This is a genomic window from Serratia sp. NGAS9 (assembly GCF_009905295.1).
GTDB classification, from domain to species: domain Bacteria; phylum Pseudomonadota; class Gammaproteobacteria; order Enterobacterales; family Enterobacteriaceae; genus Serratia; species Serratia bockelmannii.
Window position 1 is genome coordinate 3,979,348 of the sequence record NZ_CP047605.1, and the last position, 12,679, is coordinate 3,992,026.

Below are 12,679 nucleotides of genomic sequence, written 5' to 3' on the forward strand. Positions count from 1 at the left end.
GTTGATTGGAAGGTGCATTATGATCGATAAAGGGCAAATGCTGAGCCGGCACGATTTTTCGAAGGTCAACTGGGGCATTCTGGCAGCGGCGGCGCTGCTGTTTAGCGTGGGGGCGGCGCTGTTGGTGCTGCCGCTGCTGAGCAGCATTGACGAGAGCGAGGTCATCACGCTGTTGCAGGCCGGCGCGGGCACGATTTTACTCGGCTGTACGCTGCTGGCGCTGCGGCATTATCTGCGTCCGACGCTGACCTATCGCCTGTACGAGCACGGCGTGCGGGTCTTTGACGACCACCATCACAAAGAGCGTTTCATCCCGTTTGAGAAGATCGGTGATATCTATCGCTTTCGCGGCGGCAAGGCTTTTGGCGGGCTGTTTGACGTCACGGCGTTTCGCACCGGCGCAGATCAGCCCTGGTGCACGGTTTTCAGCAATATCGCCCATTCGTGGCGGTTGGCGGACGTGATCGTCGACCAACAGCTGCAACAGCGCGGGCCGCTGGCGTTGAATGCGCTCTATCAAGGGGAGACGGTGTCGTTTCACACCGTTGAGGGCGACGCGCGCTGGCTGTGGCAGCAGCTGCTCGGCAAGCGGCAAGGCACGCCGACCGAAACGCTGCGACTGAGCGCCACCTTGCTGGCGACTGAACGGGGAAACGTGCCGATCGAGCAGATCCGCACGTTGGAAAACCATCCGCAGCGCGGCATCCGCTTGCTCGACGGCCAGGGAAATCTGCTGTTCGCGATTAACTACGATTCGCTGCTCAGCGCCGATCTGTTCATCGCGCTGTTGGAGCATATGATCCACAACCGCATCACCGCCTATCACAACCCGGCGATGACGCGGCCATCGGTTTAAATCAGCGGGGAGTTTTCCGCCTGCATGCGCATCGCGGTAGGCGGCAACCCAATCTGCAGCACCACCGGCTGGTAGTCGGCCTGCTCGCCCAAATGCCGGGCCAACCGGCGCGCCAGCATAAAGGCCGCCCCGCCGCCCAGTACGGCGCCGACTGCCGCCGAGGCGTCGCTGCCGAAACAATATTGCAACAACGTGCCGCCCAGCATCATGCCCAGCAGCGGCGTCAGGTAAACCAGCATGGCGGAGCGCAGCAGGCTGCCTTCCGCGATGCCGACCTCGACGCGCTGCCCCGGTTCGAGCGGCTGCTCGATATGCACCTGCAGCTGATGCTCGGTTTCCGGCACCAACTCGTTCAACGCACGCGCGCCGCAGCCGGAACGCGCGGTGCAGCTGCCGCAGCCGGCCTTGGGTTCACAGCGCAGCAGCGCTACGCCCTGTTGCCACGAAACCACCGTGGCCCACTCTTTCATCATTACGGCGATACCTTGAAAGAAATGCTGTCGGCGATGCGCTTGGCCGTCGCCGGCGGCAATTCGCCCACAATCGTGATTTCGTTGCCCGCGCGCACTTCGGTCTGAATGGTGCGGCGCCCCTGACGGTAGTACTGCTGCCCGGCGCCGCTGCCCGCCGGGCTGACGTTGACCGAGAAGCTGAACAGGCCGTCGCTGTAGAGCCGGGATTCAACCGGCACGGCGACATTCGGCAATTTGCGGCGATTGCGCGCCACCTCGTCCACGCCAGCCGGCAGCCAGCCGGTGCTCCAGCTCAGCTGGACGTTTTCCACCGCCGGCAGCGACAGCAGCGGCGGCAGGTTGGCTTTGAGCAGCCCCTGCATCGCGCCCTGCACGTCGGCGCCGACCGCAAAGGAGATCACCCGATATTGCTCCAGCGTTTCGCCGTCGCGATCGAGCAAATCCACCCGCAGCGGCAGCTTGGTGTCTTCGTCCATCCAGACGATGTAACTGTAGCGGGAACCGTCGCGCGCCACTACGCGCAGCACTTCACACGGCCGATCGGCGATGCGGGTGCTGCCCACGGAGATGAAGTCGTAATACTTGGCCAGACGAGTGAAATCGGCATAGACGATCGCCGGCAGCGCATCGACGATGTGATCGCCGGTGAGCGTGAACGGTTCCAGACCGGGTTCGAAGTAGCTGATCCCGCCGCCGCGCTGCAACACTTCGCGACGCGGGCCATCCATATGCAGCAGCTGGCCGAGCGGCACGTTGCCGATCACCGCATGGCGATAGCGCAACGACTCGATTCCCTGCTTGCTGATGCTGATGTAGGCGAGCTCGTAATTGAGAGAACGGCTGGCGCTGCTCATCTGTTGCAATAACGCCCCGGACGCAGTTGGCTGCGCCGGGGCGATGCTGGAATAGAGCAGGCTGCCCGTCAATAAACAAACGGAGAACCAGATTTGCTTCATTACTGCTGTTGCATTCCTAAAGACTGAGTTCCGGGAACCTGAATGGCAGCCTGTTGTGGGTTGCCTTGCTCAAGCTGCAGCTGATCCGAATGCAGGCGACGTTGCAGCTCATAGTCCTGCAGCATGGCGTTGATACGCTTACGCTGTTCCTGCACCTGCTGCTGTTGACCGCTGCCGGTAGAGAAACTGTCGGCAGGCACGCCCAGGCTGACCGGCGAGGCCTGGCCCATGATCGGCAGCGTGGTGAAGGCCGGCGATTCGGACGCGTTCGATGGCGCAGAAGGCTGGTTGTACTGCTGCACGCCGACGATCACCGCCAGAGACACGCAGGCCGCCATACCGATTTGCGTAATCTGGCTCGCCCAAGGACGCACTTTGTCCCAGAACGGCATTTTCTGCCAGGTGTGAGGCTGCGGCTGAGATTCCTGAACGGCGGAAGGTACCAGCCGGGCGGGTTCTTTCTCAAGTGCAGCGGCTACGCGATCGGCGATGTCGAGATGCATCACTTGTCCGACATCACCTCGCAGTGTGTCACGTATCAGGTGATAGCTCTGCCAGCTTTGTTGAAGCGTTCGATCTTGCGACAGAGAACTCAACAGCTCGCTGTCGAACGATTCACCATCCATCAGAGCGGAAAGCTTTTCTTTCTGCATGCCTAAGTACCCTTCCTGTGCCCGCCATTGCTAACGCTGGATCAGCGGTTGAACTTTATTATCGATAGCTTCCCGGGCGCGGAAAATACGCGAACGTACGGTTCCGACCGGGCAATCCATGATGGCGGCTATCTCTTCGTAGCTTAGACCATCCAACTCCCGCAAGGTAATCGCCATGCGAAGATCCTCAGGGAGAGACTCAATGGTACGGAAAACTATCTGTCTCAGCTCTTCTGACAACATTAAGTTCTCAGGGTTCGAAATTTCTTTCAGTGCGCCCGCACTTTCGTAATTTTCCGCATCGTTGGCGTCCACATCACTGGATGGCGGACGGCGCCCCTGAGCAACCAGATAATTCTTTGCCGTGTTCACGGCGATTCGATACAACCAGGTATAAAAAGCGCTGTCGCCACGGAACGATTCCAGTGCGCGATAGGCCTTGATAAACGACTCCTGCACCACATCGGGCACATCGCCCTGCGGCACATAGCGGGAAACGAGACTCGCCACCTTATGCTGATAGCGCACTACCAGTAGGTTAAACGACTTCTGATCGCCCTTTTGGACCCGCTCGACCAGAACTTGATCCGTTAACTGCTCGCTCATCCGAGGTAAACTCTCCCCAAATCCGTCTCCACGCGTAAAATTGTACTGCCAGCCATACATTATTTTCCTGAGCAAGCACTCGCTTGGAGTTCATATAGAACACGAAGTTCCATATCGCCATTGTTTTTTCTGTTGATGTCACCCTATCCGTGGCTTTTGCCCGGACAGTTAGGCTAACATGAAATTCACTCTTCTTCTGCACACATCATACGTTATGCAACCATCATCTGAACATGTTAGCGATGTCCTGATCGTCGGCAGCGGCGCTGCGGGCCTGTCACTGGCGCTGCGCCTGGCGCAGCATTGTAAGGTTACCGTTCTCAGCAAGGGGCCGCTCAGCGAGGGGGCCACCTTTTACGCCCAGGGCGGGATCGCCGCGGTGTTCGATGAGACGGACAGCATTGCCTCACACGTTGATGACACTTTGATTGCCGGTGCCGGCCTGTGTGACAAAGAGGCCGTCGAATTCATCGCCGGCAACGCGCGCCACTGCGTGCAGTGGCTGATCGATCAGGGCGTGCTGTTCGACACCGAGATCAACGCGCAGGGCGAGGCGCATTATCACCTCACGCGCGAAGGCGGCCACAGCCATCGCCGCATCCTGCACGCCGCGGACGCGACCGGTAAGGAAGTAGAGACCACGCTGGTGGGGAAAGCAAGCGCTCACCCCAATATTTGCGTGATGGAGCGCCGCAACGCGGTTGACCTTATCACCTCGAATAAAATCGGCCTGCCGGGCACCCGCCGAGTCGTGGGCGCTTACGTCTGGAACCGCGAGCTGGAGCAGGTGGAAACCTACCGCGCCAAAACGGTGGTGTTGGCGACAGGCGGCGCGGCCAAGGTGTACCAATACACCACCAACCCCGATATCTCCTCCGGCGACGGCATCGCCATGGCCTGGCGCGCCGGCTGCCGGGTCGCCAACCTGGAGTTCAACCAGTTCCACCCGACCTGCCTGTTCCACCCGCAGGCGCGCAACTTCCTGCTGACCGAAGCGCTGCGCGGCGAAGGCGCTTACCTGAAGCGCCCGGACGGCAGCCGCTTTATGCCGGATTTCGACCCGCGCAGCGAACTGGCTCCGCGCGATATCGTCGCCCGCGCCATCGACCATGAAATGAAGCGCCTGGGCGCCGACTGCATGTACCTGGACATCAGCCACAAGCCGGCGGAGTTCATCACCCAGCACTTCCCAATGATCCACGAAAAGCTGCTGACGCTGGGCTTCGATCTGACTCGGCAACCGATCCCCATCGTCCCGGCGGCGCACTACACCTGCGGCGGCGTGATGGTCGATCAGCACGGCCGCACCGATCTCGACGGGCTGTACGCCATCGGCGAAGTCAGCTACACCGGCCTGCACGGCGCCAACCGCATGGCGTCGAACTCGCTGTTGGAATGCCTGGTTTACGGTTGGTCGGCGGCGGAAGACATTCTGCAGCGCCTGCCGTTCATCCAGCAGGCCAAACAGGTGCCACACTGGGATGAAAGCCGGGTGGACGATGCGGACGAACGGGTGGTGATTCAGCACAACTGGCACGAGCTGCGGCTGTTCATGTGGGATTACGTCGGCATCGTGCGCACTACCAAGCGGCTGGAGCGCGCCCTGCGCCGCATCAACACGCTGCAGGCGGAAATCGACGAGTACTACGCGCACTTCCGCATCTCCAACAACCTGCTGGAGCTGCGCAATCTGGTGCAGGTGGCCGAGCTTATCGTGCGCAGCGCCATGGCGCGCAAAGAGAGCCGCGGCCTGCACTACACGCTGGATTACCCGGATTTGCTGCCGGAAGCGCTGCCGACCATTTTGCAGCCTTAAACTCTGCGACAGGGCGCCTTATCGGCGCCCTTTTCTTTTCAGTAGAACAGGTAGAAGTCGGTGATCAATCGGCGGAAATCGTCGGTGTAGCTGCCATCGGCCTGTTTGATCGCCAGCGCCTGCGCCTGCAGCGGCGTTTCCCGCCGTGTCAGCGCCAGCAGCACCCGGTGCAGCGGCGTATCGGCCCGGTCGCTGACGTTCACTTTCACCGCCGTATGCCAGCCGCTTTGCAGCGCCAGGCGTTCGAATTCGGCGCCAACGTCGTGCGGCAGCACCACGCAGAACGTCCCCTGTTCCGCCAGCAGCTGCGCCGCGCAGGCCAACAGCGCGCCGTGCGTCAGGGTTTCGGTGTAGCGCGCGTTGTGGCGCGCCTGGTCGCGGCAGGCCACCGCCGGCTCGAAATACGGCGGATTACTGACGATCAGATCATACTCAGCGGCATGCCGCTGCGCATAATGATGAATATCCTGCGCATGCACGCGGATGCGCTGTGGCCACGGCGATTCCGCCGCGTTTTCGCGCGCCTGGCCGGCGGCGGCTTCATCCAGTTCCACCGCGTCGATGGTCACTTCGTCGCCGCTGCGCTGCGCCAGCATCAACGCGATCAGCCCGCTGCCGCAGCCGATGTCCAGCACCCGGCGCGCCTGCCCCAGCGGTGCCCAGGCGCCGAGCAGCACCCCGTCGGTGCCCACTTTCATGGCGCAACGATCGTGGGCGACAAAGAATTGTTTAAAGGTAAAACCCCCGCGGCGCGGGGTAAAATCGGCTTTCGATCGCTTGCTCACACTCACCACCTGGCTATAAAACTGGCGTAGCATAAGGCAATCTGATCGGCGGGAAAAGAGCGGCTTTCCGCTTAAATAGGTGAAGATCGCGGCCAACCCGTCTATAATCGGCGCCCCAAGTAGAGGTAGACCATGACAGCAACCACTTTTTCCGAACTCGAACTCGATGATCGCCTGATCGACGCGCTGCGCGACAAAGGCTACGATCGCCCCACCGCCATTCAGGCCGCAGCGATCCCGCCGGCGATGGACGGGCGCGACGTCTTAGGTTCGGCTCCGACCGGCACCGGCAAAACCGCCGCCTTCCTGCTGCCCGTTTTGCAGCACCTGCTGGACTTTCCACGCAAAAAATCCGGCCCGCCGCGCGTGCTGATCCTGACGCCAACGCGTGAACTGGCGATGCAGGTCGCCGACCAGGCGCGTGAATTGGCTGCTCATACCTCGCTGGATATCGCCACCATCACCGGCGGCGTCGCTTACATGAACCACGCGGAAGTGTTCAGCGAAAACCAGGACGTGGTGGTCGCCACCACCGGCCGCTTGCTGCAATACATTAAAGAAGAGAACTTCGACTGCCGCGCGGTGGAAACCCTGATCCTCGACGAAGCCGACCGCATGCTCGACATGGGCTTCGCGCAGGACATCGAAACCATCTCCGCCGAAACCCGCTGGCGCAACCAAACGCTGCTGTTCTCCGCCACGCTGGAAGGCGAAGCGATCCGCGAATTCGCCGAGCGCATCCTGAAAGAGCCGGTGGAAGTGGAGGCCGATCCGTCGCGCCGCGAACGCAAAAAGATCCTGCAGTGGTACTACCGCGCCGATGACGTGCAGCACAAAACCGCGCTGCTAATCCACCTGCTGCAGCAGCCAGACGTGCAGAAATCGGTGATCTTCGTGCGCAAGCGCGAGCGCGTGCATGAGCTGGCCACCTGGCTGCGCGAAGCGGGCATCAACACCTGCTATCTCGAAGGCGAAATGGTGCAGGCCAAACGCAACGAGGCGGTCAAACGCATGATGGATGGCCGGGTTAACGTGCTGGTCGCCACCGACGTTGCCGCACGTGGCCTGGATATCCTCGATATCACCCACGTGTTCAACTTCGACATGCCGCGCACGGCGGATACCTACCTGCACCGCATCGGGCGTACCGGCCGCGCCGGGCGCAAAGGCACCGCCATTTCGCTGGTGGAAGCGCACGACCATCTGCTGCTGGGCAAAGTGGGCCGTTACCTGAACGAGCCGCTGAAAGCGCGCGTGATCGACGAACTGCGGCCGAAAACCAAGGTGCCGAACGAGAAGAGCAACGGTAAACCGTCGAAGAAAGTGCTGGCCAAGCGCGCGGAAGATAAAGCGAAGAACAAAGAGAAGGCCAAGGTGAAAGTGCGCCATCGCGACGCCAAAAACGTCGGCAAACGCCGTCAGGCGAAGGCCAAACCGGCCGGCGACGCGGAATAACCACCGCTGCCTAAGAAAAAACCGCCTGTACAGGCGGTTTTTTTTATGGGCGTTTACTGCTGCGCGTAGTGCGTGGCCAGACGGTGCCCCTGCAGCCATTTATCCAGTTCGCGGAACTGCGCCTTCAGCTCGTCATTCTGCAAATGCGCCGGCGTTTGCGAGAAGTAAAACTGGAACACGACGCCCTGCTGGTTGCGTGCCCGGGCATCGGCCCCGGCCTGCAACAGCAGCAGCGCCAGGTGCGGCGCGTTAATCTTCGCCGCCAGATGCAGCGGAGTATCCCCCAGCCGATCGCTCAAGGTGGTGTCCGCTCCGGCCGCCAGCAACAGCCGCAGTTGCTCTTCGCGCCCGGCCAGCACCGCCGCCGCAAGCGGCGTGGCGCCGGTAACGGCATTACGCACGTTCACCTGTGCCCCTTCGGCCAGTAACAGCCGCAGGTACTGCGCATCTTGCAACATCGCCGCGGTGTGCAACGCGCTGTTGCCGTCCAGCCCCGCTGCCGCCGGGTCTGCCCCGAGCGCCAGCAACGCCTGCACGCTACCCGGCTGCTGCGAAAGCACCGCCCACTGCAACAGCGTGACCTGCCGATCGCCCCGTTCGCGCAAGCGATCCTGCGTGGCCTGCGCACGGATACCCTGCGTATCGCCACGCGCCACCGCCTGAGCCAGCGCCAGATTGCTTCGACCGTCAAACGGCGAAATCTCCTGCCCCATCTGTTGCTCCTTAGCCATCATCAGTAAACCGGTCACCGCGACCAGCGCCAGTAAGGCTATCGCCAGCGCCCGCCGCAAGCGACGCCCTTCAGGCATTGGCCTTCGCCTCCCACGGCTTTTGTTCCGCCATCGAGCTTATCACCTTGTCGATGCCGTGCGCAGTCAGGCTGCGATCCAGATGCTTGCTCGGCCGCCAGTCATCGATGCCAGTCAGGGTATCGTTGTTGGCCAAGGTGATGTTATGGCCGATGGCGTCCGGGATCAGCGAAGTCGACTCCTGGGTGCTGGTCAGCATGTCATATTGCTCGCTGTAGCGGCGAATGCCGCCGGCTTCGGCATCTTTCTTCGCCGCCGCCGGATCGATACCCAGGCGATTCAGGGTGTAATCCGAAACCCCAGCCGCGTTGAAGGTGACCGCGACGGTACCGGTCGCCAGCGCAGCCGTGGCCGCCAGGCCACCGCCAAGCGAATGACCGGCGATCACCAGCGCATCGCCAAAGGCCGCCTTGGCGCTTTTGGCAGCGGCAACCGCCTGATTGTACTGCACATCGTCATAGCCCGTCGCCTGCCGCACGTTGCTCAGCCAGTCGCGCCAGTCGTTGGTGCCGGCGAACGCCAACACATACTGCTTGTCGTTGCTGTAAACCCCGGCCTGGAAACCGCTGCCCGCGTCGTGCAGGCTGGCGGGATCGATGCCAAAACCGAGCAGCGCGCTGTCGCTCAGGCGGTTGAACCCGGCAGCGCCCTGGCCGTTCAGTGAATAAACGTCCTTGGCCAACAGCGCCAACGCATAATCACCTTCCTGCGATTGTTGCCCCCGTGTCACGCCCGGCGCTGCCGCCGCCGTCGGGGCCGCCGCGGAGATATCGCCGACCAGCGTATTCAACAGGTTCTGCGCATTGAGCGTGTTCTGAGAAGGGGTGGCCACCGGCGCTGGATTTGCCGGCGCTGCCGCAGGCTGCGCCGCCGTCGCCGTCTCGGCAGCGGCGCGAGGTGTAGGGATCGCGGCCACCGGGGATACTGCAGAGGTAAAACTTAAAGGCATACTCATGCCGACTCCTTGTCGATAGACTTTTTATTGAGCACCTGAATAGGTGCTGATTTAGCTATCGGCAGGTCGGATGAGTTCTGTATTAGAAATGCTTATCTTTGTACAGAATGTGATCCGCGTTCGGTTTTCGGCCACCAAACGCAGAAAAGGGAGCCGAAGCTCCCTGATTGACTGCGCCGCAAATTACAGGCTTTCGGTAAAGGTGCGGGCGATAACGTCGCGCTGCTGTTCCGGCGTCAGAGAGTTGAAGCGTACCGCATAACCGGACACGCGGATGGTCAGCTGCGGGTATTTTTCCGGGTGCTTGACCGCGTCTTCCAGGGTTTCGCGACGCAGCACGTTGACGTTCAGGTGCTGACCGCCTTCCACGCGCACGGTCGGCTGCATTTCCAGCGGCACTTCACGGTATTCGATCTGGCCCAGGTCGCTCACTGCGACAACCTGATCTTCCGCGTAGTTGGCCTTGGCGCACACGCAGCGAGCTTCCGCTTTTTCATCATCCAGCAGCCAGAAAGAATTCACCAGCGCCTGGTCGTTCGCTTTGGTAATTTGAATACCGGTAATCATTATGTTGCCTCCGTACAAGGGCGTAAAAATTCACGTCGTGAGAAAACCCAATTCTGGTTTCGGCCATTTGGTAAAACCATTGTTGTCTTGTTGTTCTGTATACCAGCCTGACCGGGCCAGTTCCTTGATTAAAGTCAATTTTTACCGGGTAGGCACAGGGCATGAAGGGGCAAATTTATGTTTTATATCAATTTTCCCACTGCGGAAAAAACCAATTATTTTTGTAAATTTTCAAAAAATAATTGCATTACGCGTGACAGTGAGAAATGAAAAGCGGGTTTCGCTGCGCGTGCCGAAACGGTAAGCTATAGCCCATGAATTGCTAAAGAAAACAAAGGAGAGCGTTTATGGCCACCTCCCTCACCTGGCATGACGTGATCGGCAAAGAGAAAGAGCAGCCCTATTTTGTTGAAACGCTCGCCTTTGTTGCCGCTGAGCGCCAGGCCGGTAAGACCATTTATCCACCGCAGAAGGACGTGTTCAACGCTTTCCGCTATACCGAGCTGGCGGACGTCAAGGTCGTCATCCTCGGCCAGGATCCGTATCACGGGCCCAATCAGGCGCACGGCCTCTCTTTCTCGGTGCGCCCCGGCGTGCCGGCGCCGCCGTCGCTGGTGAACATGTATAAAGAGCTGGCGACCGACATTCCCGGCTTCGAACGCCCGGATCACGGCTACCTGCAAAGCTGGGCTGAACAGGGGGTGCTGCTGCTCAACACCGTGCTGACGGTGGAAGGCGGCCGCGCGCACTCGCACGCCAACCTGGGCTGGGAAACCTTTACCGATAAGGTGATCGCCGCCCTGAATGAGAACCGCGAAGGCGTGGTGTTCCTGCTGTGGGGCTCGCACGCGCAGAAGAAAGGCAACTTTATCGACCGCAACCGCCACCATGTGCTGAAGGCGCCGCACCCGTCACCGCTCTCCGCGCACCGCGGTTTCCTCGGCTGCCGCCACTTCTCGCAGGCCAATCAGCTGCTGGAGCAGCAAGGGCTCACGCCGATCGACTGGATGCCGCGCCTGCCGCAGGCATAGTCCAGTGACAAAAAAGGCACCCTCGGGTGCCTTTCTTTATGCCGTTGCCGGGGCGATTACGCCTTGGCTTTGGAGACCGCGACCATCGCCGGACGCAGCAGGCGGCCGTTCAGCGTATAACCTTTCTGCATCACCATCATCACGTGGTTCGGCTGGTGATCGGCGGATTCCATCATGCTCATCGCCTGATGCACTTCCGGGTTGAACGGCACGTTGACGTCGCCGACGATTTCGATGCCATACTTGCGCACCACGTCCAGCAGCGATTTCAGCGTCAGCTCGATGCCTTCGATCATCGCGGCCAGTTCAGGATTGTTTTTATCCGCCAGATCCAGCGCGCGCTCCAGGTTGTCGATCACCGGCAGCAGATCGCCGGAGAATTTCTCCAGGGCGAACTTGTGCGCTTTCTCGACGTCCAGTTCGGCGCGGCGGCGGATGTTTTCCGCTTCCGCTTTGGCGCGCAGCAGGCTGTCGCGCTCGTGCTGCTGCGCTTCCGCCAGTTGGGCTTCCAGTTCGGCGATACGCGCATCGCGCAGATCGACGCCTTCCGCCGCTTCCGGCAGCGTATCATCGTGATGAGCGTGTTGTTCCATTTCTTCCGAGACTTGCTCGTTTGGCGTCTTCTGTTCTTTACTACTCATGAATATCTCCGCGTTTTAGCATTAATCTCGCAACTTGGCTTATTATGGGGATCAAAACCGGGGTTTCAAGTCAACCGGTCACAATGTGGGGCATAAACGGGTCCCGGTGAGGAAAATCACAACAAATGAATAAAAAATTCGCCTGTATTGGCATTGTTGGCCACCCGCGTCACCCTTCAGCGCTGGCAACCCACGAGATGTTGTTCCACTGGCTAGTCGCCCGCGGCTATTCGGTGATGATCGAACGCCAAATCGCCCATGATTTGGGGCTGAAAGACGCCGTGACCGGCAGCCTGGCGGATATCGGCCAGCGGGCCGATCTGGCGGTGGTGGTTGGCGGCGACGGCAACATGCTCGGCGCTGCGCGCGTGCTGGCGCGCTACGACATCAAGGTGATCGGGGTCAACCGCGGCAACCTCGGTTTCCTCACCGATCTCGATCCCGACAACGCCCTGCAGCAGCTGGCGGACGTGCTGGAAGGCGAGTACATCGACGAACAGCGTTTCCTGCTGGAAACCATCGTGCATAAAGAGCACCAGCAGTGCCGCATCAGCACCGCCATCAACGAAGTGGTGCTGCACCCCGGCAAAGTGGCGCACATGATCGAATTCGAGGTGTATATCGACGATCGCTTCGCCTTCTCGCAGCGCTCCGACGGCCTGATCATCGCCACGCCGACCGGCTCCACCGCCTACTCGCTCTCCGCCGGCGGGCCGATCCTCACCCCGTCGCTGGAGGCGATCGCGCTGGTGCCGATGTTCCCGCACACCCTTTCCGCCCGGCCGCTGGTGATCAACGGCGACAGCACCATCCGCCTGAAATTCTCGCAGATCGGCAGCGATCTGGAGATCAGCTGCGACAGCCAGATCGCACTGCCGATCCAGGAAGGAGAAGAAGTGCTGATCCGCCGCAGTGATTTCCACCTGAATCTGATTCACCCGAAGGACTACAGCTATTTCAACACGTTAAGCACCAAGCTGGGCTGGTCGAAAAAATTGTTCTAAAATCTGTGCCAGCCACTTTACTGTATATAAAACCAGTTTATACTGTATGAAACTACAGTTATGTGTTTATAC

At 60.5% G+C, this 12,679-nt stretch carries 14 protein-coding genes; 5 read left to right on the forward strand and 9 right to left on the reverse strand.

Features of this window, described 5'->3' with window-relative positions; genetic code table 11:
• The first annotated feature begins 19 nt into the window (after positions 1–19).
• Positions 20–856, forward strand: coding sequence for a hypothetical protein (locus GUC32_RS18950; RefSeq protein WP_043138313.1), 837 nt, complete (start codon positions 20–22; stop codon positions 854–856).
• Here GUC32_RS18950 and rseC read toward each other — a convergent pair.
• Genes rseC through rpoE form a run of 4 tightly spaced genes read right to left on the reverse strand, consistent with a single transcriptional unit; the run spans position 853 to position 3,544 of the window.
• Positions 853–1,329, reverse strand: coding sequence for a SoxR-reducing system protein RseC (gene rseC, locus GUC32_RS18955; protein WP_060448116.1), 477 nt, complete (start codon positions 1,327–1,329; stop codon positions 853–855). The genes GUC32_RS18950 and rseC overlap by 4 nt on opposite strands.
• Entirely contained in the window at positions 1,329–2,285 is a 957-nt protein-coding gene (rseB, locus tag GUC32_RS18960; protein ID WP_025303948.1) for a sigma-E factor regulatory protein RseB, read from the reverse strand. Before rseB ends, rseC begins: the two co-directional genes overlap by 1 nt.
• On the reverse strand, positions 2,285–2,938 hold the full coding sequence (gene rseA / locus GUC32_RS18965; protein ID WP_016929795.1) for an anti-sigma-E factor RseA: 654 nt from the start codon (positions 2,936–2,938) through the stop codon (positions 2,285–2,287). The genes rseB and rseA overlap by 1 nt, the downstream gene beginning before the upstream one ends.
• A gap of 30 nt (positions 2,939–2,968) precedes the next feature.
• Positions 2,969–3,544 carry an RNA polymerase sigma factor RpoE gene (gene rpoE / locus GUC32_RS18970; protein WP_004929136.1) on the reverse strand — a complete coding sequence of 192 codons (576 nt, stop codon included), beginning with the start codon at positions 3,542–3,544 and terminating at the stop codon, positions 2,969–2,971.
• Positions 3,545–3,758: 214 nt separating this feature from the next.
• On the opposite strand from rpoE, the gene nadB reads away from it, so the two are divergent.
• A complete protein-coding gene (gene nadB / locus GUC32_RS18975; protein WP_369435379.1) occupies positions 3,759–5,360 on the forward strand; it encodes an L-aspartate oxidase in 1,602 nt (533 codons plus the stop codon).
• Between the two features lie 38 nt (positions 5,361–5,398).
• Here the strand turns inward: nadB and GUC32_RS18980 are convergent, their stop codons facing one another.
• Positions 5,399–6,178 carry a tRNA1(Val) (adenine(37)-N6)-methyltransferase gene (locus tag GUC32_RS18980; RefSeq protein ID WP_025303950.1) on the reverse strand — a complete coding sequence of 260 codons (780 nt, stop codon included), beginning with the start codon at positions 6,176–6,178 and terminating at the stop codon, positions 5,399–5,401.
• Between the two features lie 99 nt (positions 6,179–6,277).
• Here GUC32_RS18980 and srmB point away from each other — a divergent pair, with 99 nt between their 5' ends.
• Positions 6,278–7,600, forward strand: a complete 1,323-nt coding sequence (srmB, locus tag GUC32_RS18985) for an ATP-dependent RNA helicase SrmB (protein WP_025303951.1) — start codon at positions 6,278–6,280, stop codon at positions 7,598–7,600.
• Between the two features lie 53 nt (positions 7,601–7,653).
• Here the strand turns inward: srmB and GUC32_RS18990 are convergent, their stop codons facing one another.
• The 3 genes from GUC32_RS18990 to grcA form a co-directional block, all read right to left on the reverse strand.
• On the reverse strand, positions 7,654–8,409 hold the full coding sequence (locus GUC32_RS18990; RefSeq protein ID WP_049209574.1) for an ankyrin repeat domain-containing protein: 756 nt from the start codon (positions 8,407–8,409) through the stop codon (positions 7,654–7,656).
• Positions 8,402–9,364, reverse strand: coding sequence for a DUF2974 domain-containing protein (locus tag GUC32_RS18995; RefSeq protein ID WP_025303953.1), 963 nt, complete (start codon positions 9,362–9,364; stop codon positions 8,402–8,404). Before GUC32_RS18995 ends, GUC32_RS18990 begins: the two co-directional genes overlap by 8 nt.
• Before the next feature lie 183 nt (positions 9,365–9,547).
• On the reverse strand, positions 9,548–9,931 hold the full coding sequence (grcA, locus tag GUC32_RS19000; protein WP_004929114.1) for an autonomous glycyl radical cofactor GrcA: 384 nt from the start codon (positions 9,929–9,931) through the stop codon (positions 9,548–9,550).
• Positions 9,932–10,278: 347 nt separating this feature from the next.
• On the opposite strand from grcA, the gene ung reads away from it, so the two are divergent.
• Positions 10,279–10,962, forward strand: a complete 684-nt coding sequence (gene ung / locus GUC32_RS19005) for a uracil-DNA glycosylase (protein ID WP_033635636.1) — start codon at positions 10,279–10,281, stop codon at positions 10,960–10,962.
• A gap of 56 nt (positions 10,963–11,018) precedes the next feature.
• Here ung and grpE read toward each other — a convergent pair whose 3' ends face one another.
• The gene (gene grpE, locus GUC32_RS19010; RefSeq protein ID WP_025303955.1) at positions 11,019–11,603 is read right to left on the reverse strand and encodes a nucleotide exchange factor GrpE; all 585 of its coding nucleotides are present in this window, start codon (positions 11,601–11,603) and stop codon (positions 11,019–11,021) included.
• 125 nt (positions 11,604–11,728) lie between these two features.
• Here grpE and nadK point away from each other — a divergent pair, with 125 nt between their 5' ends.
• The gene (gene nadK / locus GUC32_RS19015) at positions 11,729–12,607 is read left to right on the forward strand and encodes an NAD(+) kinase (RefSeq protein WP_049209576.1); all 879 of its coding nucleotides are present in this window, start codon (positions 11,729–11,731) and stop codon (positions 12,605–12,607) included.
• Positions 12,608–12,679: the final 72 nt, after the last annotated feature.

What these genes read in the sequence shown, in the direction of transcription:
- GUC32_RS18950 (WP_043138313.1), top strand. Translation starts at nt 20, where the DNA reads ATGATCGATAAAGGGCAAATGCTGAGCCGGCACGATTTTTCGAAGGTC.
- rseC (WP_060448116.1), bottom strand. Translation starts at nt 1,329, where the DNA reads ATGATGAAAGAGTGGGCCACGGTGGTTTCGTGGCAACAGGGCGTAGCG.
- rseB (WP_025303948.1), bottom strand. Translation starts at nt 2,285, where the DNA reads ATGAAGCAAATCTGGTTCTCCGTTTGTTTATTGACGGGCAGCCTGCTC.
- rseA (WP_016929795.1), bottom strand. Translation starts at nt 2,938, where the DNA reads ATGCAGAAAGAAAAGCTTTCCGCTCTGATGGATGGTGAATCGTTCGAC.
- rpoE (WP_004929136.1), bottom strand. Translation starts at nt 3,544, where the DNA reads ATGAGCGAGCAGTTAACGGATCAAGTTCTGGTCGAGCGGGTCCAAAAG.
- nadB (WP_369435379.1), top strand. Translation starts at nt 3,759, where the DNA reads ATGCAACCATCATCTGAACATGTTAGCGATGTCCTGATCGTCGGCAGC.
- GUC32_RS18980 (WP_025303950.1), bottom strand. Translation starts at nt 6,178, where the DNA reads ATGCTACGCCAGTTTTATAGCCAGGTGGTGAGTGTGAGCAAGCGATCG.
- srmB (WP_025303951.1), top strand. Translation starts at nt 6,278, where the DNA reads ATGACAGCAACCACTTTTTCCGAACTCGAACTCGATGATCGCCTGATC.
- GUC32_RS18990 (WP_049209574.1), bottom strand. Translation starts at nt 8,409, where the DNA reads ATGCCTGAAGGGCGTCGCTTGCGGCGGGCGCTGGCGATAGCCTTACTG.
- GUC32_RS18995 (WP_025303953.1), bottom strand. Translation starts at nt 9,364, where the DNA reads ATGAGTATGCCTTTAAGTTTTACCTCTGCAGTATCCCCGGTGGCCGCG.
- grcA (WP_004929114.1), bottom strand. Translation starts at nt 9,931, where the DNA reads ATGATTACCGGTATTCAAATTACCAAAGCGAACGACCAGGCGCTGGTG.
- ung (WP_033635636.1), top strand. Translation starts at nt 10,279, where the DNA reads ATGGCCACCTCCCTCACCTGGCATGACGTGATCGGCAAAGAGAAAGAG.
- grpE (WP_025303955.1), bottom strand. Translation starts at nt 11,603, where the DNA reads ATGAGTAGTAAAGAACAGAAGACGCCAAACGAGCAAGTCTCGGAAGAA.
- nadK (WP_049209576.1), top strand. Translation starts at nt 11,729, where the DNA reads ATGAATAAAAAATTCGCCTGTATTGGCATTGTTGGCCACCCGCGTCAC.